The organism is Lysinibacillus sp. NPDC093197, assembly GCF_044754025.1.
Lineage (GTDB): Bacteria > Bacillota > Bacilli > Bacillales_A > Planococcaceae > Lysinibacillus.
Genome location: NZ_JBIVOH010000002.1, coordinates 749,571 through 775,200, shown reverse-complemented (window position 1 = coordinate 775,200; position 25,630 = coordinate 749,571). Strand labels below are relative to the sequence as shown.

The following is a 25,630-nucleotide window of genomic DNA, read 5'->3' as shown; positions in this document are numbered from 1 at the left end:
TGCCCCCTTATGTGCGTGGATAACGTTTTGCGAAATCGTTGGCAATTTCATTAAATGTTACCCAACGAATATGTTCATGGGAGTTAATATACTTTATAAGGCGATGATGCATTTGTAATACTTGAGGACGACCACTGACATCTGGATGGATTGTCATCGTAAATACAGCATAATCCATATTTTCGTAAACCCAATCGAATTGATCTTTCCACATTTGTTCGATATCGCGAGGATTAACAAAACCATGACTATTTGGAGATTTTTTAATAAACATCATTGGAGGTAAATCATCTAAATACCAGTTTGCTGGAATTTCAATTAAATCGGTTTCTTCGCCCCTTTCTAAAGGCTTCATCCATTCTTCAGCTTGCTTGCTATAATCAATTTTTGTCCATTTATCCCCGACACGTACATAGTAAGGTGTAAAATCATTATGCATTAAACTGTGATCGTATTTAATGCCATGTTTAATTAATAATTCATTCGTTACATTGGAAAACTCCCACCAAGGTGCAACATAGCCAGTCGGTTTTTTGCCCGTTAAATCTTCAATAAGTTGAATCGATTTGAGCAAAACCTGTTCTTCTTGTTTCGGTGTCATCGCAATAGGATTTTCATGAGAATATCCGTGTGCTCCAATTTCATGACCTCGTTTAAAAACATCTTTCATTTCAATTGGGAACGTTTCAATCGAATGACCAGGAATAAACCAAGTTGTTTTAATATTATGTTTGTCGAATAAATCTAAAAGTCTAGGAGTTCCAACTTCACCTGCAAATAAACCACGTGAAATATCATCAGGTGAATCTTCGCCTCCGTAAGACCCAAGCCAACCTGCTACTGCATCAACGTCAATACCATATGCTACTAAAATCTCTCGTTGCATCTATCATCCATCCCTTTAATGATTTTTTATCATTAGTCTAGCGAAAAAAATGATTCTTGTAATAAATTTTTTAAATAATTTAGAAAATATGCACAATTGCATAAAGCTTATGTTATAATGCTGAAAAAATTAAAGAATGGAGAGGTACTATGCTTGGAAATACTAAAATTTCTTCTGAAACAATCGAAAAGCTACCATTAGCATCAATTATTTACGATGAAAATTTTTCTATTAAAATGCTAAATACCAAAGCACAAAAAGCCATTCAACTTAACCGTGAAATTATTAATCATCGAAAATTAGCACCGCTATTGAAAAAAGCTTTTGCCACTGACATTCCATTAATGAAAAGTTTTTGTTGCGGTGACAAAGCATATCAATTTTTCTTCTCTAGAATAAGTGAGAAAGACAAAAACTACATATTAGTTTCTATTAATTCGTCATGGCCATTGCAACAAGATTATGAACGGTGTAAGGAAGAAAGTGAAGATTTAAAAGCGATATTTGAATCTTCTTATGACGTTCTGTATGTATCCGATCACAAAGGAAATACATTAAGAGTTAGTGCAGCATGCAAGCATATATGGGGTGTAAGTGAAGAACAGCTTATTGGGAAAAATGTTTTAGAGTTGGAAAAGGAAGGGGTATACCAACCTTCAATAACAAGACTAGTTTTAGAAAATAAAAAGAAAATATCAACGGTCCAATCAACTAAAAACAACAAAAGGTTATTAGTAGTAGGGACCCCTATAAAAAATAAGCAGGGAGAAATAATAAGGGTTGTAAATGCTTCGAGGGATATTACAGATATTAGTAACCTACAACAAGAAATACAACAGTTGAAATGTTTAATAAATGAATATCAACGTGAATTGTCAAAATTACAAAACGATAGGAAGGCCCCTTCGAGTTCGCTCGTTTATAAAAGTAAAAAACTAGAGGCAGCAGTTAAGCTTGCAAAACGTGTAGCAGCAGTAGATTCGACCGTCTTAATTTTAGGAGAAACCGGTGTTGGCAAAGAGGTTTTTGCCAATTTTATTCATGAAATGAGCTATCGGAAAAATAAGCCTTTTATTAAAATCAATTGTAGTGCTATACCCGAAAACTTATTAGAATCTGAGTTATTTGGCTATGAAAAAGGTGCATTTACTGGAGCAAATAGAGAGGGGAAAAAAGGGTTACTAGAGCTTGCTAATCACGGCACTTTGTTATTAGATGAAATTGGGGATATGCCTCTTTCACTTCAAATAAAATTACTTAGAGTAATACAAGAAAGAACGCTACAACGTATTGGTAGTACTAAAGCAATCCATATCAATGTGCGGTTTATAGCAGCAACACATCGAGATCTTGCTGAAGAGGTTGATATAGGAAAGTTTAGACAAGATTTATATTACCGTTTAAATGTTATTCCAATTCATTTACCCCCGTTACGTGAACGCAAGGAAGATATACTTTCTTTAGCGAAGCATTTTTTAACTACATTAAATAACAAATACCATACATCCAAAACATTCAATTCAACCTTTACCGAAAAGTTAACCGAGTATGAGTGGCCTGGTAATATTAGAGAATTACAAAATGTAGTTGAACGAAGTTATGTTATAAGCGACTCAGATGATTTGACAAGCGAAACACTCGCAATTGCACTGAATGAAACTAAGAAGAGCAAGTCTGTACTCGTAAAAGAAATTATGCCCTTAAAAGAGTGTGTAGAATTTGCAGAAAAAGAATTATTGCAGATGGCATTTGAAACATGTAAAACAACTGTGGAAATGGCAAAATTATTAGAAGTGAATCAATCAACAATTAGTAGAAAAATTGCTAAATATAATATTCGATAAAAAAGCGTAATTCAGACTCGATTACAAAGTGCATCTTTGAAAATAATTACAATTTTGTGGATTGTTGCTTATAATGTAAGTATATAAGAAAGGGTGATGGACGAATGGTTTTTCGCACGAAGGTAAACATGTTTTTGTTAACCGGTATATTTTTAGTCGTTGTCATTATGGGTTCAATCCCATTGCTTCCTTTGTATAAACAATTACCGTTTGCAGTTTTACTGCTGATTGCTGTTCTCTTTCTTGTTGCTGGAGGTTTTGTTTGGTGGTATGGCACTTCGATACAATATGTTTTCTATAAAGAGTATTTATGTATTAAAGGTGGACCATTCAAACGTCGAATCCTTTATCAAAATATAACAAAGGTTTCTCCGACAACAGATGAATTCACTGGTTATAAAATTTCACCAACAGATCAAGGACTCGAATTATGTGTGGAATCTACAAGTTTTAGTAGTATAAAGATTTCACCAGACAATAAAACGGAGTTCATTGCAGAATTAAGAAAACGCTGTCCTAATATGCAGATACAAAGCTTCGAGTAAAAAATATAGAGAAAATACCTCTTGCGTTACGTCGAGCAAGGTATTTTCTCTTTTTTTATGAAATAATAAATGACTAGTAGTTGGGGTTAAAATGAGTAAATACTTACTACGATTACTAGCAAAGATACTGCTGAAAATAAATAACCCCAATTGCGTCTTTTTTTAAATTGTTCTAATCCTACAATTGCTAATAAGCAGCCGAGTAATAGCGAGGATATTGGACTATATAAAAAATCATTTTTAATGAGGCTATACACAAATATGAAAACGATAAGACATGTAAGGCTAATTTTAATGAATTTCAAGTAAATACCTCCTCTGATTAAAATTAACTGATGTATATTATAATGTAGCATAACTAATTGAATGTCATGCTATATCTTTATACCGTTTTCAAATGATAGAATTTTTGTATAAATAGAGGAGGCAAGATAATGAAGACTAGTGCAGATGTTTTAATCGTTATCGATTTACAAAATGGCGTGTGTTTCAGTAACGAACATTTATTTGATTTACAAAATTTACTCACAAAAGTAAATAATCGAATCGCTTTATATCGAGAACACCAAAAACCAATTATTTTTGTTCAACATTGTGATGAAGAACTCGTACCAGAAGAGGAGCTTTGGGCGATTCATGTCGATCTAGATGTGCAAAAGCAAGATTACTTGGTTAGAAAAGAACATGCAAATTCTTTTTACGAAACAAGCTTAAAAACAATTTTAGACGAATTAGCTGTGCAGCGAATTGAATTTTGCGGCGCTCAAACAGAATACTGTATGGATGCAACGATTAAATTCGCCCATGGCTTGGGATATGAAAACTTTATGGTACGTAAAGCGACTTCTACCATCCATAACCCATTTATGTCAGCGCAAGAGACAATTGATTTTTATGAAAATATATGGAGTAACAGATTTTTGAAATTTATAGAATGAATTTTATAGTTAGGGGAAAAGTGTTAGATTGACTGCAATCAATCTAACACTTTTTTGTTGTTCTGATGGTCTCTCTTATGTCAGTCACTTTCCGCATAGTGCAGGATACACGTTATTCTACCGGCGATAACACGAGTTTTACCAGCTATTTATATGATTCTACCGGCGATAACACGAGTTTTACCGGCTATTTATATGGTTCTACCGGCGATAACACGAGTTTTACCGGCGATTCAAGAAATTCTACTAGTATAAACACTAAATTGCATTGCTACTATGCCAAAACGCATAACTTTGCTACAAAGTTTTCATTTTTCCCTTTAAAAAATTGGCAATATAAGTGGGTTTCTAACAATATTTTAAACCTTGAAAAGTTGGCACGATTTTTGCTAAGAAAAATTATAAAGGAAAGGAGGACTATTGTATGTAGTGGATATAGGCAGTCATTAATTTACTAAAGCATGGGGAGTGATGACTTTGAAACATGTAGTAGCAGCTGTACAAATGAATTGTGAATTATGTAATAAAGCTGGCAATTTACAAAAGGCGCAAATGTTAATTGAACAAGCGCTTGAACAACAGGCAACACTCATTGTATTACCTGAATTATTTAATACGGGTTATCGGGTTGAAGAACAAGATTGGCAATATGCTGAGACGATTCCAGGGGAAACGACCGACTATTTACAGCGTATTGCGACTCAACACGATGTTACAATAATCGGCTGTATTTTAGAACGAGGGGAAATCGAAGGTACAATTTTTGATACCGCTTTCGTCATAGCAAAAAATGGCATATTGGGCAAATATCGAAAAACACATCTTTGGGATCAAGAAAATATTAGATTTAATAGAGGAGATGCACTGTCAGTTATCCATAAAGATGATTTGAAAATAGGTTTACAAATTTGCTATGAAATTGGATTTCCAGAGGGAGCCAGAATTTTAACATTACAAGGAGCTAATATTCTCGTATACCCTTCAGCATTTGGCGAAAAGCGTTACTATGTGTGGGACATAGCGAGTAGAGCAAGGGCTATCGAAAATGGTTGTTTTGTTATTGCGGCCAATCGTTCAGGAAGTGAAAAACAGTCAACACATTTTGGTGGGAAAAGTAGAATTATTGATCCACAAGGCAATGTCCTAGCCGAAGCTGTACAGGAGGATGAATGCATTGTAGCAACAATCAATTTACAACGAGTCATTCAACAACGAAGAGAAGTACCTTATTTAAGAGATTTAAATAAAGCCGTTTTTCATCCAAGCGAATAAAGTTTTAATCAGGGGGGAGAATTATGAAACGCAACACATTAATTACCAAGGATATCGTGCCCACTTTAAGAAGGCATCGCATTATTACAGGTCTAGGTTTTTTTAATATTTGGGTCGGAATGGCGGTCATTATTGCAACATTCCAAATTGGCGCAAATGGTATTGAATCGATGACGCTTTGGCAATTAGCGGGCGCAATTTTTGTTGCCAATGTACTAATAGCGATTGTCGCGAGTTTAACCGGAGATATTGGTATTGAGCATGGTTTATCGTTTGCAGCTTATTTAAGAGCACCTTTTGGCACTGTAGGTGTGCATATTCCATCGTTAATAAGAGGTATAGTCGCTTGTGTTTGGTTCGGTATTCAAACATATCTTGGCGCAACGGCCATTAACTATATTGTGGCAAATTTAACGGGATTTGATTTTTGGTTTGTATGGTATGTTGTGTTTGCGGGTGTTCAAATAGCGAATACCGCCTTTGGTATTAAGGCAATCGATCGATTTGCCGTTATTGCAGCACCTTCCATTATTTTGATTTCAATTTGGATTTTTGTGAAGATTTCAAGTATAGCTACAGTAGAAGGGATAAATATTTTTACGTATGAGGGCAGTTCAGCTGAAACAACATGGTTGCTTATTATGGCTGCTAATATGGGCTTCTGGTCTTTACTTGCAGTGGATATACCAAATCTAACGCGTTATGTGAAAGCACCAAGAAATGAGCGCAATTGGTTCCGGAGAAATACAAATAGTTACATCCCTCATTTGTTAGCCTTGCCAACCGTCCAAACATTTATCGGTATAATTGGAGCAGTAAGTTTTTTAGCTACTGGCAACTGGAATCCTATTGAAGTAGTGCAACAGCTTGCAACTGGTTGGATTATGGTAATCATTTTATTACTAGTTGTCTTAGCACAATGGTCAACCAATTCTGCCGCAAATCTAATACCCGCATCTTTAACATTTGTAAATGCAGGAGCTAAATTTAATTTATCTTATGCATGGGGCATTATTTTGGCAGGAATTATTGGTACAGTTTTTCAACCATGGTTAGTTTTAGATAAATTATTTGTTTTCTTAGGATATTATGGTGCAACAATGTCAGCATTAGCGGGTGTAATCATTTGTGATTACTACATAATTCGTAAGCGTCGTTTACATGTGACAGATTTATACAGGCAGGAGGGGCAATTTACATACAATCGTGGGGTAAACTTGGCAGGTATGCTAGCGTGGCTCATTAGTAGTGTACTCGCTATAGTGTTCATAGATTACATGTATTTCGTAGGTTTCCCTATATCTGTTTTCATTTACTATATACTAATGAAACGATGGTATTTGAATAAATTCCCGCAAAAAGAAGTAGTTTCAAATTACTCAGATGAATATTTAGGAACTTCTGTGAACCGAGATTGGAAAATTCCTGTATAGAGCTGAAGAAAAGGTAGCGTTCGTTATAATGAAAGATGAAACAATAGAGCGCATGTTTTGCTATGTCATTTACTTAAGAGGATATTGATACCGGTAAATTTGTTGTAGAGGCTAAATGTCAGTAGATGATATAAGCTTTAATAGGAACAGTAAATAAGAAGGTAGAAGAACTCAAATTTTAGAGTTCTTCTACCTTCTGGACTTTAGAAAGGCTAAGCCTGATTTAACCAACTAATAGCACTATGCACAACGACCGCTACCCCTAATGGAATAACACCTTCGTCTAACATAATATTTGGGTTGTGTAGTGGGTAGTTGTTGTCACCTAATCCGTTGGAGCCAGCCCACATAAACATTGTTGGCACTTGTTGGCTAATGTAAGAGAAATCTTCGGTGCCTGCTAATGGTTCAGCGTCAATTTGTAAATTGTTTTCCCCTAAAATTTCTTTCACAAAAGGTACGACTTGTTTGCACAGTGTTTCATTATTATAAAGTGATGGGGTAGAGATAGTCTTTAATTCATATGTTCCACGCATCATTTTCACTGTCGCATTTATAATTTCTTGAACTCTATTAAATAGATGATCCCTAACTTCTGGTTTGAAAGAGCGTAGTGTAGCCTCTAAATGTGCTGTATCTGGAATTATATTTGCTACTGTGCCGCCACCCATTTTACCAATAACGAGAACGGCTCTTTCTTTAGGATCAATTTCTTTGCTGACTAATGTATTCATTTGATTGTATATCGCATTGACAATCATTAAAGGATCAATGGCATTTTGAGGCTCAGAACTGTGCCCGCCTTTGCCTTGCACTTTTAGGAAGAAGCCATCTAATGATGAAGCGGCGATGCCAGGTTTGTAACCAAATTTCCCTACTTCTAAATCTGGAGTGACATGGAGGGCAAGGGCAGCATCAACTTTTGGATTTTCGAGTAAGCCATTTTCTATCATATCCTTTGCGCCAAGACCAATTTCCTCGGCGGGCTGGAACATAATTTTGACAGTACCATGAATATCTTTTTCTTTCTCTTTTAAAAGCTTTGCTGCGCCGAGCATGAACGTCGTATGGATGTCATGGCCGCAAGTATGTGCAAATCCATTTGTTGATTTAAACGGTAAATCCGTGTTTTCTTCCATTGGTAATGCGTCCATATCGCCTCTTAGTAAAATTGTTTTCCCATTGCCATTACCAATCGTTACAACTAGCCCTGCTTGTCCTACTTTTTGAGGTGTTAGGCCCATGGAAAGTAATGTTTTTTCAACGTATGCGACTGTATTCGGTAGTTCAAATCCAATTTCAGGATGTTGGTGTAAATGTCTGCGATGATGAATGAATTCTTCTTGAAAATTTTCCGCCAATATTAATGTTTCATGTTTAGTCATATGAATACACCTCTCTAGTCTAATGAATATTCCATATCTGAAGTTGTATTAAATTTAGGTTTTGTTTTAATGGCAATGACAAACAATCCAAATAACACGATTGAAAGTACAATTAAGACATTTAACAGTAATCCATAGGAATGATTTATATTATAAATTGCGCCAGAAACAATTGGTGTTAGTGCAGCGCCTAGTGATGAAAATAATGAGACAATCCCGAATTTCGCGCTATATTCTTTTTCCCCAAATAGTGATGAAGTTAAGTAAGCAGGTGTAACTGTAACGGCCGTCGCACCAAATCCAGTAAATATCGTATACAGGATACCAGGTATTAATAGGTCGCCTCTCATCAAAAATAAAAAGCTTACTAAACCAGAGCCACAAATAATAAGTAATGTTGTGATGGTACCTAATTTATCGTATAAGCGACCGACTAATAACTTTCCGACGATGACCATTGCTGAACCTAAAGAAAGCAATATTGCAGCGTGTTGAGGTGTGCCACCAATATCCTTTAAATAAGGTGCGAGGTTAATGATCATACCATTCACGACAATACCACCGACAACAATTGCCGCACAAAGTGCCCAAAATGATACGGATCTAAATGCCTCCCTTTGTGAAAGCCCTTCTACTGTTTGTGAAGAAGTCGTTATATTTTTTATTTCACCTAGCGGAACAAGACCTTTATCTGCAGGTTTAAGTCGAATAACAAATAATGCCATAGGTACGATTAACACAAACATTGAAATGCCCGTAATGAGGTAAGCACTTCTCCAACCATAATCTGTAATAAGCCAGTTTAGGACAGGGCTAAGGATGACACCGCCAAGACCACTACCTGCTAGTGCGATCCCTAAACATAATCCACGCTTTTCGTTAAACCAATTTGTTATTAATACTGGTGCAGGAATAAGAGCAGCTCCTGCTAATGAAGCCCCCATTAGCACTGCGAATAAATAAAAGTGCATCGCAGTCGTTGCAAATGAAAATCCTACATATGAAATGGTGCCTAGTGTTGTAAATATCGTCAAGTAAAGACGAATGTCCATTTTCCTCATCACTTTTCCTGCAATTGGACAGAAAATCATTGATACTAAAGCCATAATCGTATAATACGTCATAAATTCAGTTCTTCCAATTCCCAAATCTTCTGTTACAGGGACAGTATAAAGTGACACTAAATTAATAATTGGTGCATACAAAAATGTCATAATCATGACGCATGCCACTACAATCCACCATCCATAAAAGATGCCTTTTTTTCCTTGTTGAGTAGTCATATTGGTTTCCTCCGTTTTCACTTAATAATCAGGGCAATACGATGGAGATAAGTGGTGTTGAATCCGTTTTCAAATATCTCTAACATAATAAATGGTGTTACCCACGATCGTTTCATCACGCTTTCTAATTCAATAAAAAGTAATGATGGGGAGTTTTGGAGGTTGTATTGATCATAAGTATGTTTAAAGCCCTAAGACTTGTAGATACATCATTTTCAAATAGTACAAGCTCCATCTTCCTTCTCATTTAACGCTTACGAGGTTAGCTGACGGATTCGGGCCTTTGAGTAGCCCTACCTTAACAAGGATTCACCCCTTGGATTGAATGTTCATCCAAAAAATTTGGTTCCCCCGCATCCATTGGTTTCAGCGATCTAGAAAGTTGAAACTGCTATGATACTACTATTTCAAGAAAAGTTAGTAAATACAGAAAATTTTTTTGACAAATGAGAAGAAAAATTTTTTTACTTGATAAAACCTTTATTAATTAGGGTATCAGCATAACAGGAATAAAAAGTGCGAAAATATTTTTTCAAAAGGGGAAAGATTTAGACTGTTATTATTTTAAAAATTTGTGTAGGATACAGTTAAATTATCATTCTATTTTAAAAATTTACACATTTCATAGAAAACCGGTTATAATAGTTAGTATTGTAAGAAAAGGAGCTGTTAGCAATGGAACGTGAAAAAACAAATGTGGAAAGTTTTGATTTAGACCATACGAAAGTTAAAGCACCTTATGTTCGTTTAGCAGGTGTAAAAGTAGGAAAAAGTGGCGATGAAGTCTATAAATACGATATTCGCTTAAAACAGCCTAATAAGGAGCATATGGAAATGCCAGCACTCCATTCTTTAGAGCATTTATCGGCTGATATTATTCGCAATTATTCCGACCATATTGTCGATTTCAGTCCAATGGGTTGTCAAACAGGCTTTTATGTATCGTTGATTAATCATAATGATTATGATGAATTGCTAACGATACTAGAAAAAACATTTACAGATGTCACGAATGCAACAGCAGTACCAGCTTGTAATGAAGTGCAATGTGGCTGGGCAGCAAGTCATAGTCTTGAAGGTGCACAGGCACTTGCAAAAGAATTTTTAGCAAAACGTGATGAATGGCATATCGTTTTTGCAGAATAATAAAAAACCTTGCAATTGTAAAATGTCCTTTAAGTCAGATGGACATTTTGCTTGCAAGGTTTTTCATTTAACGATGAAAAGGAATGACATTGGATGAGGAAGAATCGTGATTTATTTTTTGATAAATAAAACTTTCTAAAAAGTCATGTATCAGATCTTCATATTCAGCCATATTTTCATTAAAGGACTGAGCGTGTGCACCTTTATCAAAAAGTTTTAACTTTTTCGGTCCAGTCTTTTTATTATATAAATCGAGTGACATGGAAGCTGGAATAAATGTATCGGGAATACTATGGATAAAGAGAACTGGCTTTTCAATGTGTGTGACAGCTTCAGAGGGCGTTACACTTTTAAATGAATAACCATCACGTAGTCGTATAAAGAAATCAGCGAAACGGATTGGAATGATAGAACCATATTTAAATTCAGTCTTTGCAATTTGTTTAAGCAGCATTGAAAAATCTGAAAAGGCACAATCAGCAATATAAAAATCGGCACCATCTTCAACCGTTCCCGCATACAACAGCATTGTAGCTGCACCCATTGATTCTCCATGAATACCGAGGATGGCATTGTCACCAATCATCGCTTTCACGGTTTTTACAACAGCATCTAAGTCATTTTTTTCATAATAGCCATAGCTTGTTGTTTTGCCGCCTGACTCCCCATGTCTTCGATGGTCAAAAATAACGGCATTGTACCCTAGTCGTTCGAAAAGACGTGCATATTTGACCGAGTTGATTTTATTTTCTGTAACCCCATGGCAAATAATCATCGTATTATTTGTTTGTAGTGGTTGGAACATAATGCCGCGAATGGAGTAGCCATTAGGAGAGTCAATATTTAATTCGCATTTAAAATTTTTATTGTACCAAGCTTCGTCAAAACGTTTGGCAGTTGTTTCGCGTTCACGAATAAAATCGGGGTCTTTTTGCTGAATGTACATTAATTTATTAGAAAGCGCAAAGCCGAACAGCCCCGTTGCAGCAGCGGCGAGCGTCGTTGTAATACCTGAAAATAAAAGCATTTTCTTTTTCATCTTCAATACCTCCACGACTTGTTTCTTTGTATGTCTAGGCATTCGTCCCTAAGTTATCATAAGGTAAATGCATGTTTCTTAATTGTAATGTTCCCAACTATATTTGTTTAAAACACGACAACATTTTACAACAACCTTTGAAATACTTCGATTATTTCCGTTATCGAAAATCGTCAAAATATTTGTTAAAATATAGTTATCTGCTAGTAGCATATGCATGCAGTGTTGATTTTTGAACGGGGAAAAGGGGAGAATGATTATGACAAACGAGGTAGTGATTGTTAGTGCCGTGCGTACTGCAATCGGTTCATTCCAAGGAACATTAAAGGATGTGCCGGCAACAACTCTTGGAAGTATCGTTATTAAAGAAGCATTAGCGCGCGCAGGCGTAGCAGGTGAGCAAGTCGATGAAGTCATCATGGGGAATGTTTTATCGGCTGGACTAGGACAAAATCCGGCTCGTCAAGCATCGATTGCAGCGGGATTACCAAATACAGTGCCTGCTTTAACAATTAATAAAGTATGTGGCTCAGGCTTAAAAGCAGTGCATTTAGCAGCACAGGCAATTGTAGCAGGGGATGCTGACATCATTGTAGCTGGTGGCTTTGAAAATATGAGCCAAGCACCGTATGTATTAAAAAATGCACGTGAAGGCTTCCGCATGGGAGATCAAAAAGTCGTGGATACGATGATTCATGATGGTTTATGGTGTGCATTTAATGATTATCATATGGGCATTACTGCGGAAAATTTATGTGATGCGTATGAAATTACACGTGAGGAGCAAGATACTTTTGCAGCACGTTCACAACAACGTGCAGAAGCGGCTATTGCTGCTGGTAAATTTAATGATGAAATCGTTGCTGTAGAGATTCCTCAACGAAAAGGCGATGCTATTATTTTTAATCAAGATGAGTTTCCACGTGCAGGCGTTACAGCGGAATCCTTATCAAAGCTGCGCCCTGCATTTAAAAAGGACGGCTCAGTAACTGCAGCGAACGCTTCTGGTATTAACGATGGTGCAGCAGCAGTTGTCGTGATGTCAAAAGCGAAGGCGTTAGAGTTAAGGATTAAGCCAATGGCACAAATTTCAGCAAATGCGAGCTCTGGCGTAGATCCTTCAATTATGGGGACTGGTCCAGTAACTGCGGTGAAAAAAGCGTTAGCAAAGGCGAATGTATCTTTAGTAGATGTAGATTTAATTGAAGCGAATGAAGCGTTTGCGGCACAATCAATTGCTGTAGATCGCGAACTAAGCTTCAATCATGATAAACTAAATGTAAACGGGGGAGCAATTGCTCTTGGTCACCCAATTGGTGCAAGCGGGGCGCGAATTTTAGTCACACTTCTACATGAGATGGAGAAGCGTGATGCAAAAACGGGCCTTGCCACATTATGTATCGGTGGTGGACAAGGTGTAGCAACAGTTGTTCAACGCCCTTAATGTTAGTAAGAAGGTGAAGTAATGGGAAAAAAACGAAAACAACAACAGCAGCGTGTAGATGATAGTTTCACAGCTAGTTTACCAAAGCAAGAAGCTGTGACATTAGCCGACCAGCTTGGTGGCGATGTGTTAGCGAAGTTAAAAGCTGCAAAACAAGATTTATCAGCGAAAGAGCAGGCGGCAGAGGAAGAGCGTCAAGCACAGCTAGCCTTTGAGCGCAAGCAGCGTGAGAAAAACAAATCGTTTGAAGAATTATTAAACGAGTACGGTGATAAAGGCTCTAAGTTTTAGTCTTAGATTAGTAAAAACAGTGAATCTCGTATGAGAGATTCACTGTTTTTTTGTTAATCGCCGATAGAGTGCCTGGAATCGCCGGTAGACTCGTGAGAATCGCCGATAGAAATCCCTTGCTTATATACGATAAATATTTATTTTCTAAACATCCGTATTTTCTTCACGGCTAAGGCGATGCTAATAAAAATAATAGCACCAGCTGTATCTACTAAGACATCTTGCCCGTTCATTGTTCGTCCAGGTGTAAAGCTTTGGCGGAATTCATCTAGCATCGCAATCACTGCCGTAAGGGCAATGGCGACGCCCGCGCCAAAACGCCGTTTTCCCCATGCAAAGTAGACTCCGAGTGCAATACATCCAAAACCTATAAAATGCGTAAACTTTCGAATTAGAAATTCTACAAATTCAAAGTAGCCCCGCTCCTCAACAGACACGACTGTATCCCAATATGGAATTTTTAATACTGACAGTTGTGCTTCAAAAGGTTTATTGACCAAAAGTTCCTCAAGCTCAGGAATAATAGACTGTTGTTCGTAGCTCATGCTAGAGGAAATGGCGAGAATAACTAAAAGGAGCAGTAAAATTAGCCATTTTTTCATCGGTGGTCTGCGTATTGTTCTGCTTTTGTTAGTGTGTTAGCTACGTCAAAGTTAGTAATGGAATTGACTTTTTCGTAGGCTGTAAGTGTTTGGACAAGTTGTTCCTGTGAACTAGCACCAATCACAGTTGAAGCAATAGTAGGTTCCTTCAAATTAAAGGCAAGCCCTAATGCATGTAAATCTTCATAGTGTTTTGCTAAGTCTGTTAATGTCATGGTTAATTCATCTAGTGTATAGGTTTGATAACCGTTAACACGTTGCAAGCGCTCTTTCCAAGTATTTGTTAATAAGCCCTTTGCAACGGTGCCGCGTGTTACTACCGAAGCACCTTCACTGGCAATAAAATCTAGCCATTCTTCGGGGCGACGATCTAACGCACTATACTGCATCATGACACTTTTTGCAGAGCTGGCTGGTAAAAAACGTTTTAGTACATTAGGTCGAATCGAGGAAATGCCATATTCTCGAATTACACCGTCTTTTTTCAAGTTTTCAAATGTATCAATAATGCCATCCCAATCGTCCTCTATCGTACCACCATGTAGTTGATAGACATCAATGTAATCTGTACCTAGTCTTTTCAGGCTTTGATGCACGGCTTCTTTAATATATGTAGGGGAGGCATCCCAATGCCAGCCGTCCACACCTTGTGACCAACGATTGCCTACTTTAGTTGCGACGATCATATCTTGTCGACGTTTGCCCAAAACGGTACCAATAATTTGTTCGTTGGCACCAAAATCATATAAATCTGCTGTGTCAATGTAATTAATGCCAGCATCTAGTGCCATATCGATAATGGCTGCTGCATTATTTTTGTTTGTCGAAAGAGACATACCTCCTAAGCTGATTTCTGAAATAAATAAATTACTTGAGCCGAGCTGTCTTTTTTTCATACGAATGCCCTCCTTCGATTTCTCTACTTGTAATGGTACAATGAACATATCTGAAGAACAAGCGAGGTTATGGGCAATGAAAAAGTTTGAAGAAAAAACGACACAAACGACATCAATTTATGATGGGAAAATCGTTAAGTTACAGGTCGATGATGTCACATTACCAAATGGCAAGTCGGCTAAGCGTGAAATTATTAAGCATCCAGGTGCGGTAGCAATCATTGCCATTACCAACGAAGGCAAGCTCGTTATGGTTGAGCAATATCGTAAAGCGCTTGAGCGTTCTATTGTAGAAATTCCTGCTGGTAAACTTGAAATAGGTGAAGAACCGATCTATACTGCTCGTCGAGAACTAGAAGAAGAGACAGGCTATGGTGCACATCAATTCGAGTATTTACAAGCGTTTGCCACTTCACCGGGCTTTGCAGATGAAGTGATTCATCTATTTGTAGGAACAGATTTATATCAGATTGAAAATAGAGCAGAACTAGATGAAGATGAATTTGTCGAATTACTAGAAGTTTCGTTGGAAGAGGCACAAGCGATGGTCGCTGATGGGCGTATATATGACGCTAAGACAGCGTTTGCCGTACTTTGGTTTGCATTGCAACAAGATAAATAAAGTTTAGCATAATAGAAGCGGACGAGCATAAGCTGTACAAACCTTGATAGAAAAGGAGCATGCTAATGTCTCGTACGGTTTCTCTATTTTATCACGCATCAATTGTTGCAGTGAGCTTCGTTTGTGGCGTCATCTGCTTTCATATTATTGGAGGGGCGAATGCAGAGCCTTTTATTTTATTTATAGAACCTCGTTTAGCAGATGTGGACAGGCAATCTATTTTTCGTTTAGTGCTACCTGTCGCCGCTTCAGTCGGAATTGTATTGTTACTTGCTACACATAGTGTCTTGAAAGTTTTAGTACGTGTTACAGTCGCGATGCGCGCAACTTTTTTTGGATTTAGCTCCGTATTTTTACTGCAAAAACTTGAGGCGTTTTGGCTATATACGATTTGGTGGTTTCCATTTCAGCTTATCTATTGTATATTGTTGCTAGTATTATGTAATTTACTTGTACCCGCCTGGTCGAAGCGAAAAATCGGGAAAAAGATGAATGGACGGACAATTTTGTTGAATTTTATCGCTTTTTTCATCATAATAGTTGCTGAGTTTATTGTAATATCGTATGTACTCAAGTGAAGAAGCAGCTAAAAGCATAAATGCATTTGAAATCTACTCACTATCTTGTAATAGGATTTACTCCTTTGGTATAATGAAATGAGTTTAGGGGGGCGTCACATGGAAAGCCGTATTGATCGTATTAAAAAACAGTTGCATAGTGCTAGTTATAAGCTGACGCCGCAGCGAGAAGCAACAGTTGCTGTTTTGCTAGAGCACGAAGAGGACCACTTAAGTGCAGAGGATGTCTATCTTTTAGTAAAAGATAAGGCACCTGAAATAGGTCTGGCTACTGTTTATAGAACATTAGAATTACTAACAGAGCTTAAAATCGTCGACAAAATCAACTTTGGCGATGGCGTATCACGCTATGATTTGCGCCAAGAAGGAGCTGCACATTTCCACCATCATCTAGTTTGTATCGAGTGCGGTGCTGTAGATGAAATTCAAGAAGATTTACTTGAGGATGTGGAAGCCGTTGTTGAGAAACGTTGGAACTTTATTATAAAAGATCACCGACTAACTTTCCACGGTATTTGCTGGCGTTGTCATGATAAAACCGACGAAACGAATGAAGAACAATAACGAAAAACTGTCTGATGAAATCTTACGTATAGATTGCATTAGGCAGTTTTTTGTTTTTTTCACTTGTATGCTTGGACTTTCTATTAAACTAGTCAATTCGATTGAAGTGAGCCCTTTCGCACTTTTTTTATAGGCGTGCTAAAATAGAGAATAATTGACAGTGAGGGGGCGTTGTGATGAATGAATTTCAATATGCAATAGAGGATTATATCCATTTTATCCAGGTAGAGCGGCAATTATCCGTTAATACACTAGCATCCTATCGCCGAGACTTAGAAAACTATGTACATTTTTTGCAAGAAGCTGAAGGGATGACTGATTTTCGGCATGTTGAACGGACAACTATATTACGTCATTTAGAACAACTGCGTATGCAAGGGAAGACAAGCCGTACTGTTGCGCGCCATATTTCATCGATTCGTAGTTTCCACCAATTTTTACTTCGAGAAAAGCGAACAGAATCAGATCCAACAGTCCATTTAGAAATGCCAACGATTGAACAAAAACTTCCGAATATCCTTTCCATAGAAGAAATAGAAGCTTTACTGACAGCGCCGAACCGCAGTAAGCCGCAAGGTATTCGTGATGTGGCGATGCTAGAGCTGCTATATGGCTCTGGTATGCGTATTAGTGAGCTGATTGCACTTGATTTAGCTGATATTCATCTGACAATGGGCTTTGTACGTGTATTTGGAAAGGGCGGCAAAGAACGCATCATTCCACTAGGAAAAAGCGCCCTTTCTGCTTTGAGTGTTTATTTAGATGGCGCAAGAGGAACATTACAAGGGAAATATCCAAAAACAGATGCATTTTTTATAAATCAACGTGGAAAACGTTTAACTAGACAAGGTTGTTGGAAATTAATGAAGGAGCACGCATTAAAGGCAGGCATCCAGCATGAGCTTACACCGCATACTTTACGCCATTCGTTTGCTACCCATTTAGTAGAGAATGGAGCTGATTTACGTGCAGTGCAGGAGATGCTAGGTCATGCAGATATTTCTACAACCCAAATTTATACGCATATTAGTAAAACGAGACTTTCTGAGGTATATAAGCAGTACCATCCACGTGCTTAACATAGAAAAATAAGCGATGGATCGAGTCTCTTTTCGTATAAAAGAATAAATATTTACCTTAGTCGGATGTCTGACCTTTATCCTTTAGCTTGTTTTTGGTAAAATGGAGTCGTGAGATTAGGAGGCAACAATTATGAATAAACCATTTAAAAAAATCCATGTCGTTGTAATGGATTCAGTTGGGATTGGTGAGGCACCAGACGCAGCTAAATTCGGAGATGTAGGCGCACATACATTAGGCCATATCGCTGAAAAAATGAATGGGCTTACAATGCCCGTTATGGAATCGTTTGGCTTAGCAAATATTGAGCCGCTTCAAGGAATGCAAGCAGTGGATGCGCCAAAAGCATACTACGGTAAAATGCAGGAAGCATCTGTAGGGAAAGACACAATGACAGGTCACTGGGAGATTATGGGACTTAACATCGATAAACCATTTAAAGTGTACCCAGAAGGATTTCCTGCTGAACTTATTGCGGAGCTTGAACAACGTACAGGCCGAAAAGTACTATGTAATAAGCCAGCAAGTGGCACACAAGTGATTGATGATTTTGGGCAAGAACATATGGACACAGGGGCAATCATTGTCTACACATCTGCTGATCCTGTATTACAGATTGCTGCACATGAAGAAATCATTCCACTTGAAGAACTTTATAAAATTTGCGAAATTGCACGTGAATTAACATTGCAGCCAGAGTACCTAGTAGGACGCGTTATTGCACGACCATTTATCGGTACACCAGGTAACTTTACACGTACGCCAAATCGTCATGATTATGCGTTAAAGCCATTTGGTCGCACAACGATGAATGCATTAATGGATGCAGGATTAGATGTAATCGCTATCGGTAAAATTTCAGATATTTTCAATGGTGAAGGGGTTACTGATGCAGTTCGTACAAAAAATAATATGGACGGCATGGACCAATTTGCAGAGGTTGCACGACGTGATTTCCACGGGATAAGCTTCTTAAATTTAGTAGATTTTGATGCGAATTTTGGACATCGTCGTGATCCACTTGGCTATGGCAATGCCCTACAAGAATTTGATGCACGCCTTCCTGAAATTTTAGAGGCAATGACAGAAGATGACTTACTTATGATTACAGCTGACCACGGAAATGATCCGACATTCCCTGGCACAGATCATACACGTGAATACGTACCACTAATTAACTATTCACCACGTTTTAAAGGTGGTAGCGAGCTAGCTCTACGTGAGACTTTTGCAGATATTGCCGCAACTGTCGCTGAAAACTTCAATGTAGAAGCACCACCATTCGGTAAAAGTTTCTTAAATGATTTAAAATAAGGAGGAATTTTCCATGAATATGGTGCAACTATTTGAAAAGAAAAAACAAGGTAAGGAGCTTTCACAGGCAGAAATTCAATACTTTGTTGAAGGCTATACAACAGGTTCTATTCCAGATTATCAGGCAAGCTCTTTGCTAATGGCCATTCGCTTAATTGGCATGACAGATGAAGAAACTTTTTATTTAACGAAGGCAATGATTGAATCAGGAGATGTCATTGATTTAACTTCGATTGAAGGCTTTAAAATTGATAAACATTCAACAGGTGGTGTCGGTGACAAAGTAACGTTAATCGTAACACCGATTATTGCTTCACTAGGCATTCCAGTGGCGAAGTTTAGTGGTAAAGGCCTTGGTATTACAGGTGGTACAATTGACAAACTAGAATCGATTCGAGGCTTAAAAACAGAGCTGTCTTCACAAGAATTTATTGATAATGTCAATAAACATAAAATTGCTGTTGCTGGTCAAACGGGTAATCTCGTGCCAGCAGACAAAAAACTTTATGCATTGCGTGATGTAACGGGTACTGTCGATTCTATTCCGTTAATTGCTGCGTCTATTATGAGTAAAAAAATTGCAAGTGGTGCAGATGGCATTGTGTTAGATGTCAAATGTGGTTCTGGCGCATTTATGAAAACTGAAGAAGAAGCTAAAAAATTAGCTGAGGCGATGACAGCGATTGGTGAAAAACTAGGACGTAAAGTAGTCGCACATATTAGTGATATGGATAATCCACTCGGAAAAATGATTGGTAATAAGCTTGAAGTAGTGGAGGCATATGCCTTACTAAGTGGTCGTTTAGAGGAGACACACGCTGATTTATTTGAGGAGTGCATCATTATTTCTTCACTTATGTATCAGATTGCAGCTGGAGTGGATGAAACAACAGCTGTAGCGGCAGTTAAGAAAGTGTTAGAGGACGGTTCTGCAGCCGCTAAGTTTGAGGAATTTATAGTGGCACAAAGCGGAGATTTAGCGGATATTGTGCAAAATGATACGGCTCATAAGATTGCGGTAACAGCAGCGTCAGAAGGCGTTGTAGAGTCTATTAATGCATTAATGATTGGTGAGGCAAGCGTTAGTCTTGGTGCAGGTCGCTTAACGAAGGAATCCGCACTAGATTATGATGCGGGTATTCAACTAGTCGCAAAAAAAGGTGACCGTGTAACGGCTGGTGAAACGATTGCTTATCTGTATTCAAACAGTGAAATCAATGAGGAAACAGTCGATAAAGTACAGCAAGCTTATACAATTGCATAAATAAAAAATAGAATACGCTAGTTGATGGTAGCGGAGGCGTATACTTCTGCGGGAGCATACAAGTTGCAACTGGTGACGCGATAGTGACGGTTGTGGCTTACAGTGTGCCCGTGGAAAGCGTCCTCCTTAGTAAACATCAACGATATTGCAAAAAAGTGTTAGATTGACTGCAGTCAATCTAACACTTTTTTCTTTTGTTGTTCGGCAACTATTTTACCAATTACCTACATATAAAAGCCTCCTACGCAGTTACACTTACAAAAAATGTAGACCACGTTTAAAACTTTCTTAATTATCCCATACTGCACTTAACCTAAAAGCAATAAGAATGTCGATTTTACACTATTTCGAGGGACTTGGCACTAGTTATGTCAACAGCAAGGATTTGTTATATGGAATGTGGAATTGCACGAGGAGGAGGCGATGTTCATGCATTTTCAATTAGAAATGGTAACGAGAGAGACAGTGGTTATACGTTTATTTGGTGAGCTCGATCATCATGCAGTTGAGCAAATTCGGGCTAAAATTTCTACAGCAATTTTTCAAGGCGCTGTAACGACCATCATTTGGAATTTCGAGCGACTATCGTTTATGGATAGTTCGGGTGTAGGCCTTGTGCTTGGTCGAATGCGTGAATTAGAGGCAGTGGCTGGAAGAACAATTTTATTGAATCCATCGCCGACAATGCGAAAAGTATTTCAATTTTCAGGTTTAGGTCCGTGGATGATGGATGCAACAGAGGAAGAAGCGATTGATCGAGTTAGGGGGATTGTAAATGGATAACGAAATGACATTAACTTTTTTAGCAATTAGCGAAAATGAAGCTTTGGCACGTGTGGCTATTACGGGCTTTATCGCACAATTAGACCCAACAATTGATGAACTATCAGAATTTAAAACAGTTGTCTCGGAAGCTGTTTCCAATGCCATTATCCACGGTTACGAAGAGGATGGCAAAGGTGTTGTTACAGTTCATGCAAAGCGCGAAGATGATATTGTAACCGTATCTGTAATGGATAACGGGGTTGGTATTGCAGATGTGAGTCAAGCAATGGAACCTTTGTTTACAACGAAAAGTGCAATGGAACGTTCCGGAATGGGCTTTACAATTATGGATAGCTTTTCAGATCAACTGACAGTAATGTCTAAATGGCAACAAGGTACAACAGTAACGTTTACGAAAAAATTTTACTCGGTTCGCACGGCGGTAATGTGAGGTTGCTATCGTGAAGCCGATAGAACAGTCGTCCGATAAGCTTTTGTCACAGGAGGAAATGCGTGATTTAATTGCGCGTTCACAACAGGGCGACCATGAAGCTCGTAAACGAATGATTGAGGGGAATACGAGACTTGTATGGTCCATCGTCCAACGCTTTACTACAAGGGGCGTGGAGCTCGAAGATTTATTTCAAATTGGCTGTATAGGGCTTATGAAATCTGTAGATAAGTTTGATCTAGCATACGATGTGAAGTTTTCCACATATGCGGTGCCGATGATTATCGGCGAAATACAGCGCTTCTTAAGGGATGATGGCATGGTGAAGGTGAGCCGCTCGATTCGTGAGCTTAACTTTAAAATACGCCATGCAACTGACGAATTTATTAAGAACAATGAGCATCCACCGACCATTCAAGATTTAGCACAAGTACTTGGTGTTACGACAGAGGAAATCGTAACGGCATCGGATGCTTTAAGGGATCCTGCTTCTTTACATGAGCAATTGTATGAAAGTGAAGGGGATTCTATTACGTTAATGGACCAAATGAAGGATGAAAAATCTGAGCAACCATTTGAGTATATTCCGCTTAAAGAAGTGCTAACAAGATTAGACCCCAGAGAGCAATCCATTATTTATTTACGATATTTTTCAGACTGTACACAAACTGAAATTGCCAATAGGCTTGGTATTTCACAAGTACAAGTATCTCGTTTAGAGAAAAAGATTTTAGCGCAGTTAAAAAGCTGGATGGCCACGAGTGCCACAGTCGAACATGGAGTAGAAAAAGACATCTAAGAAAATGGTGACACCATGACAAATAAACTATTTAACAGCTTAGAAGAAGCCGAAGATTTTCTTAAAGAGCAATTTGGGGACGGCGAATCATTTGACGTTGGAATTAAGCATTTATTTGTCAAAGATTTGCCGGTTCTTTGTGCATATATTAGTGGGCTTGTAGATGGGGAAGCCCTAACGCAGCTACTATCTAGTATGTTACCTGAAGAAGACATCGATATTGACGATGAGAAAGAATATTTTGAAACAATTTTCAATTTTCATGGTCGTTCTGAAGAAACAGAGCGTAAAGCCTATTTGCTCGCCATTTTAAGTGGACAAGTAACATTTATCACTAAAGGTGGTTACTGTTATGTTGCTGAGCTACGAAATTATCCAGGGCGATCACCAGAAGAGCCTGATAATGAAAAGGTAATACGTGGTTCAAGGGATGGCTTTACGGAAGGAATTTCACAAAATACAGCTTTAGTGCGTCGACGCATTCGCAACAGTAATTTACGTTTCGAGCTACATAAAATATCCAAAATCGGTCAAACCGATGTCGCAATTGCGTTTATGAAGGATATTGCAAATGAGGAAATGCTCGATAAATTGCGACAGCGTCTTGGTCAAATTAACCATGATGGTTTGACAATGGCCGATAAATCTCTAGAGGAGTGGCTATTTAAGCAAAAGTTTCACCCAATACCATTTGTACGTTATACAGAACGACCCGATATTGTCGCTGCTCATTTATTAGAGGGCCATGTGGCCATTATGGTGGATACTTCACCTTCAGTTATTTTAGTACCTATTACAATTTTCCATTTATTGCAGCACGCTGAAGAATACAGACAAGCGCCAATTGTTGGGACATTTGTTCGTTTTATGCGTTATTTCGGAACGATTATGGGGTTACTATTACTGCCATTATGGTACTTATTTGTAACGAACGAATCGTTATTACCTGACACCTTGTCCTTTTTAGGTAGTCAGGAAAAATCACATATTCCAATATTACTGCAAATTCTAATAGCTGATATAGGGATTGAATTTTTAAGGATGGCCGCCATTCATACCCCTACGCCATTGTCCACTGCAATGGGATTAGTAGCAGGGGTAATTATTGGACAAATCGCGATTGATGTTGGCGTTTTCTCATCAGAAGTTGTGTTATATACAGCAGTAGGAGCGATATTTACATTTATTATTCCATCGTATGAGCTAAGTATTTCCATTAAGCTCTTTAGAATTTTCTTGCTCCTTATGACAGGCATTTGGGGGGCGGATGGATTATTCATTGGGGTATTTATATTATTTACGTATTTATGTTCATTACGTCCGTTACAAGCGCCGTATTTGTGGCCGCTCGTACCATTTTTCCCAACAGCAATGCTTCGGGTAATTATCCGTTTCCCAATGACATCGGATGCATTAAGACCTTTTGTTGTCGATTCCAAACAGCGAAAAAGATCATAGGAGCCGTTGCACTCACTTTTTTCATGTGATAAAGTTCACCTATAGTATTTTGTGATTTTTGCAAAAATTATTTTTGTTAGCATGCCCAAATGGTATGAGCAATGAGCCATTTACATGCTCGTAAAAGATAATGCCTCGATTGGATGTTTTCAAAACTAAGTTTTTGGGTTACACCATGAGGTGCAATTGTTACAAAATGGAGACGTGAAAAGGGAGAGATGCAAATGCATTTATATGGAACACAAGCGATTTCTGAAGATGGACATTTAACAATAGGACAAGTAGACACATTAGAGCTTGCAAAAGTATACGGTACACCACTTTTTGTGTACGATACGGCGCTTATTCGGAAGCGTGCACGCAGCTTTATCGATACATTTAAAAAACTAGGTGTAAAAGCAGAAGTAGCTTATGCTTCAAAAGCATTTGCATGTGTAGCGGTGTATCAATTAGCAGCAGAGGAAAATCTATCATTGGATGTTGTCTCTGGAGGGGAGCTATTTACAGCATTAAAAGCTGGATTCCCTGCAGAGCGCATTCACTTCCATGGCAATAATAAAAGTATTGCCGAATTAGAGCTAGCCTTTGACTCAAAAATTGGTTGTATTGTAGTAGATAACTTCTATGAAATTAAGCTTTTAAAAGAAATTTCAGAGCGCCGTCAGCAAAACATGCGTATTTTGTTACGTGTTACACCAGGTGTTGAGGCACATACACATGATTTCATTACGACAGGGCAAGCTGATTCTAAATTTGGCTTTGACTTAAACAACGGCCAAGCAGATGAAGCATTCGAGCAAACATTTAAACATGAATACTTACAGCTTTTAGGCTTACATTGCCATATAGGCTCTCAAATTTTTGATACAGCTGGCTTTGGTTTAGCGGGAGAAAAATTAATCGACAAGATTTCTAACTGGAACAAGACTCACGGTTTTACGTGCACTGTGTTAAACTTAGGTGGGGGCTTTGGTATTCGCTATACAGAAGAAGACGCACCGCTTGAGCCGCAAGTATATGTTGAGGATATGATTACAGTTGTGAAAAATAAAGCAACGGTACTTGGGCTAACGATGCCAGAAATCTGGATTGAACCAGGTCGTTCACTGGTTGGCGATGCAGGAACATCACTTTATACAATAGGTTCTCAAAAAACAGTACCAGATGTACGGAACTACATTGCAGTTGATGGTGGAATGAGTGATAATATTCGTCCTGCACTTTACGATGCGAAATACGAGGCGGTCATTGCGAGTAAAGCCAATGCACCTAAAGAAGAAACGTACACTGTAGCTGGAAAACTTTGTGAATCGGGCGATAAATTGATTATCGATGCAAAATTACAAGAAGCAGCTTCAGGTGATGTACTAGCAATCTTCTGTACAGGGGCATATGGCTATTCGATGGCGAGCAACTACAATCGTGTACCACGTCCAGCAGTGGTATTTGTAGAAAATGGACAGCACCAATTAGCCATTAAACGTGAAAGTTATGAAGATATTGTACAAAATGATCTCCCGTTAACGTTAAAAAAGGGTGAATGAATTTGAGAAAAAATAAATGGGTATTATTAGCGTCCATGACGACTTTTATTTTATTGTGGGGCGTTGTCTATTGGGTGTTAGCATCAAAAGGTATTCTCGGCCCTGGTTCGTAAGACAGAAATTGGCTTGCGGTAATAGTACAAATCGTGTAGGATAGTCAAAGATTATGTACAGCTAGAAAAAGAGG

The 25,630-nt window shown here is 38.1% G+C and carries 26 protein-coding genes and 1 riboswitch; of the genes, 19 read left to right on the top strand and 7 right to left on the bottom strand.

The window, feature by feature from the left end; translation table 11 throughout:
- Positions 1 to 7 precede the first annotated feature (7 nt).
- Positions 8 to 886, bottom strand: a complete 879-nt coding sequence (locus ACIP9G_RS09695; protein ID WP_340825566.1) for a polysaccharide deacetylase family protein — start codon at positions 884 to 886, stop codon at positions 8 to 10.
- Positions 887 to 1,035: 149 nt separating this feature from the next.
- On the opposite strand from ACIP9G_RS09695, the gene ACIP9G_RS09690 reads away from it, so the two are divergent.
- Together ACIP9G_RS09690 and ACIP9G_RS09685 are read left to right on the top strand one after the other, a co-directional pair.
- Positions 1,036 to 2,730, top strand: coding sequence for a sigma-54 interaction domain-containing protein (locus ACIP9G_RS09690; protein ID WP_401018990.1), 1,695 nt, complete (start codon positions 1,036 to 1,038; stop codon positions 2,728 to 2,730).
- 104 nt (positions 2,731 to 2,834) lie between these two features.
- Positions 2,835 to 3,275, top strand: coding sequence for a PH domain-containing protein (locus tag ACIP9G_RS09685; protein WP_401018989.1), 441 nt, complete (start codon positions 2,835 to 2,837; stop codon positions 3,273 to 3,275).
- 86 nt (positions 3,276 to 3,361) lie between these two features.
- On the opposite strand, the gene ACIP9G_RS09680 is transcribed toward ACIP9G_RS09685, so the two are convergent.
- Complete coding sequence (locus ACIP9G_RS09680; protein WP_401018987.1) at positions 3,362 to 3,580, bottom strand: DUF3953 domain-containing protein; 219 nt, start codon at positions 3,578 to 3,580, stop codon at positions 3,362 to 3,364.
- 129 nt (positions 3,581 to 3,709) lie between these two features.
- Here ACIP9G_RS09680 and ACIP9G_RS09675 point away from each other — a divergent pair, with 129 nt between their 5' ends.
- From ACIP9G_RS09675 to ACIP9G_RS09665, 3 genes are all read left to right on the top strand, one after another.
- Entirely contained in the window at positions 3,710 to 4,213 is a 504-nt protein-coding gene (locus ACIP9G_RS09675) for a cysteine hydrolase family protein (RefSeq protein WP_340825561.1), read from the top strand.
- Between the two features lie 471 nt (positions 4,214 to 4,684).
- The gene (locus tag ACIP9G_RS09670) at positions 4,685 to 5,485 is read left to right on the top strand and encodes a carbon-nitrogen hydrolase family protein (RefSeq protein WP_401018986.1); all 801 of its coding nucleotides are present in this window, start codon (positions 4,685 to 4,687) and stop codon (positions 5,483 to 5,485) included.
- A 23-nt stretch (positions 5,486 to 5,508) separates the two neighbouring features.
- On the top strand, positions 5,509 to 6,918 hold the full coding sequence (locus ACIP9G_RS09665) for an NCS1 family transporter (protein ID WP_401018985.1): 1,410 nt from the start codon (positions 5,509 to 5,511) through the stop codon (positions 6,916 to 6,918).
- A gap of 212 nt (positions 6,919 to 7,130) precedes the next feature.
- On the opposite strand, the gene ACIP9G_RS09660 is transcribed toward ACIP9G_RS09665, so the two are convergent.
- Both ACIP9G_RS09660 and ACIP9G_RS09655 read right to left on the bottom strand, forming a co-directional pair.
- Positions 7,131 to 8,303: a M20 metallopeptidase family protein gene (locus tag ACIP9G_RS09660; RefSeq protein WP_401018984.1), complete on the bottom strand. Its 1,173-nt coding sequence runs from the start codon at positions 8,301 to 8,303 to the stop codon at positions 7,131 to 7,133.
- 14 nt (positions 8,304 to 8,317) lie between these two features.
- On the bottom strand, positions 8,318 to 9,586 hold the full coding sequence (locus ACIP9G_RS09655) for an MFS transporter (RefSeq protein WP_401018982.1): 1,269 nt from the start codon (positions 9,584 to 9,586) through the stop codon (positions 8,318 to 8,320).
- Positions 9,587 to 9,821: 235 nt separating this feature from the next.
- Positions 9,822 to 9,968, bottom strand: a riboswitch (cyclic di-AMP (ydaO/yuaA leader).
- Positions 9,969 to 10,261: 293 nt separating this feature from the next.
- On the opposite strand from ACIP9G_RS09655, the gene ACIP9G_RS09650 reads away from it, so the two are divergent.
- Positions 10,262 to 10,732, top strand: coding sequence for an S-ribosylhomocysteine lyase (locus ACIP9G_RS09650; protein ID WP_340825553.1), 471 nt, complete (start codon positions 10,262 to 10,264; stop codon positions 10,730 to 10,732).
- A 67-nt stretch (positions 10,733 to 10,799) separates the two neighbouring features.
- On the opposite strand, the gene ACIP9G_RS09645 is transcribed toward ACIP9G_RS09650, so the two are convergent.
- The gene (locus ACIP9G_RS09645; protein WP_401018981.1) at positions 10,800 to 11,771 is read right to left on the bottom strand and encodes an alpha/beta hydrolase; all 972 of its coding nucleotides are present in this window, start codon (positions 11,769 to 11,771) and stop codon (positions 10,800 to 10,802) included.
- A gap of 259 nt (positions 11,772 to 12,030) precedes the next feature.
- Here ACIP9G_RS09645 and ACIP9G_RS09640 point away from each other — a divergent pair, with 259 nt between their 5' ends.
- Entirely contained in the window at positions 12,031 to 13,215 is a 1,185-nt protein-coding gene (locus ACIP9G_RS09640; RefSeq protein WP_401018980.1) for an acetyl-CoA C-acetyltransferase, read from the top strand.
- A 21-nt stretch (positions 13,216 to 13,236) separates the two neighbouring features.
- Entirely contained in the window at positions 13,237 to 13,506 is a 270-nt protein-coding gene (locus tag ACIP9G_RS09635) for a YqkE family protein (RefSeq protein WP_340825550.1), read from the top strand.
- A gap of 137 nt (positions 13,507 to 13,643) precedes the next feature.
- Here the strand turns inward: ACIP9G_RS09635 and ACIP9G_RS09630 are convergent, their stop codons facing one another.
- Positions 13,644 to 14,108 carry a VanZ family protein gene (locus ACIP9G_RS09630; protein ID WP_401018979.1) on the bottom strand — a complete coding sequence of 155 codons (465 nt, stop codon included), beginning with the start codon at positions 14,106 to 14,108 and terminating at the stop codon, positions 13,644 to 13,646.
- Entirely contained in the window at positions 14,105 to 15,004 is a 900-nt protein-coding gene (locus tag ACIP9G_RS09625; protein WP_401018978.1) for an aldo/keto reductase, read from the bottom strand. The genes ACIP9G_RS09630 and ACIP9G_RS09625 overlap by 4 nt, the downstream gene beginning before the upstream one ends.
- Positions 15,005 to 15,080: 76 nt before the next feature.
- On the opposite strand from ACIP9G_RS09625, the gene ACIP9G_RS09620 reads away from it, so the two are divergent.
- The 11 genes from ACIP9G_RS09620 to lysA all read left to right on the top strand — a co-directional run bounded on the left by ACIP9G_RS09620 (position 15,081) and on the right by lysA (position 25,443).
- Positions 15,081 to 15,626, top strand: a complete 546-nt coding sequence (locus ACIP9G_RS09620) for an NUDIX domain-containing protein (RefSeq protein ID WP_401018977.1) — start codon at positions 15,081 to 15,083, stop codon at positions 15,624 to 15,626.
- A 65-nt stretch (positions 15,627 to 15,691) separates the two neighbouring features.
- The gene (locus tag ACIP9G_RS09615; RefSeq protein ID WP_340825544.1) at positions 15,692 to 16,204 is read left to right on the top strand and encodes a hypothetical protein; all 513 of its coding nucleotides are present in this window, start codon (positions 15,692 to 15,694) and stop codon (positions 16,202 to 16,204) included.
- A 99-nt stretch (positions 16,205 to 16,303) separates the two neighbouring features.
- Positions 16,304 to 16,768: a ferric iron uptake transcriptional regulator gene (gene fur, locus ACIP9G_RS09610; protein WP_340825543.1), complete on the top strand. Its 465-nt coding sequence runs from the start codon at positions 16,304 to 16,306 to the stop codon at positions 16,766 to 16,768.
- Between the two features lie 176 nt (positions 16,769 to 16,944).
- Entirely contained in the window at positions 16,945 to 17,847 is a 903-nt protein-coding gene (gene xerD / locus ACIP9G_RS09605) for a site-specific tyrosine recombinase XerD (protein ID WP_340825542.1), read from the top strand.
- Between the two features lie 133 nt (positions 17,848 to 17,980).
- Positions 17,981 to 19,162 carry a phosphopentomutase gene (deoB, locus tag ACIP9G_RS09600; RefSeq protein ID WP_401018976.1) on the top strand — a complete coding sequence of 394 codons (1,182 nt, stop codon included), beginning with the start codon at positions 17,981 to 17,983 and terminating at the stop codon, positions 19,160 to 19,162.
- A gap of 13 nt (positions 19,163 to 19,175) precedes the next feature.
- Complete coding sequence (locus tag ACIP9G_RS09595; protein WP_401018974.1) at positions 19,176 to 20,426, top strand: thymidine phosphorylase; 1,251 nt, start codon at positions 19,176 to 19,178, stop codon at positions 20,424 to 20,426.
- A gap of 429 nt (positions 20,427 to 20,855) precedes the next feature.
- Positions 20,856 to 21,209, top strand: a complete 354-nt coding sequence (spoIIAA, locus tag ACIP9G_RS09590; protein ID WP_024361503.1) for an anti-sigma F factor antagonist — start codon at positions 20,856 to 20,858, stop codon at positions 21,207 to 21,209.
- On the top strand, positions 21,202 to 21,642 hold the full coding sequence (gene spoIIAB / locus ACIP9G_RS09585; RefSeq protein ID WP_340825539.1) for an anti-sigma F factor: 441 nt from the start codon (positions 21,202 to 21,204) through the stop codon (positions 21,640 to 21,642). The genes spoIIAA and spoIIAB overlap by 8 nt, the downstream gene beginning before the upstream one ends.
- A gap of 10 nt (positions 21,643 to 21,652) precedes the next feature.
- Positions 21,653 to 22,441 carry a SigF/SigG family RNA polymerase sporulation sigma factor gene (locus ACIP9G_RS09580; protein ID WP_337981793.1) on the top strand — a complete coding sequence of 263 codons (789 nt, stop codon included), beginning with the start codon at positions 21,653 to 21,655 and terminating at the stop codon, positions 22,439 to 22,441.
- A 15-nt stretch (positions 22,442 to 22,456) separates the two neighbouring features.
- A complete protein-coding gene (locus ACIP9G_RS09575) occupies positions 22,457 to 23,899 on the top strand; it encodes a spore germination protein (protein ID WP_401018971.1) in 1,443 nt (480 codons plus the stop codon).
- 224 nt (positions 23,900 to 24,123) lie between these two features.
- Positions 24,124 to 25,443, top strand: a complete 1,320-nt coding sequence (gene lysA / locus ACIP9G_RS09570) for a diaminopimelate decarboxylase (RefSeq protein WP_340825537.1) — start codon at positions 24,124 to 24,126, stop codon at positions 25,441 to 25,443.
- Positions 25,444 to 25,630 lie beyond the last annotated feature (187 nt).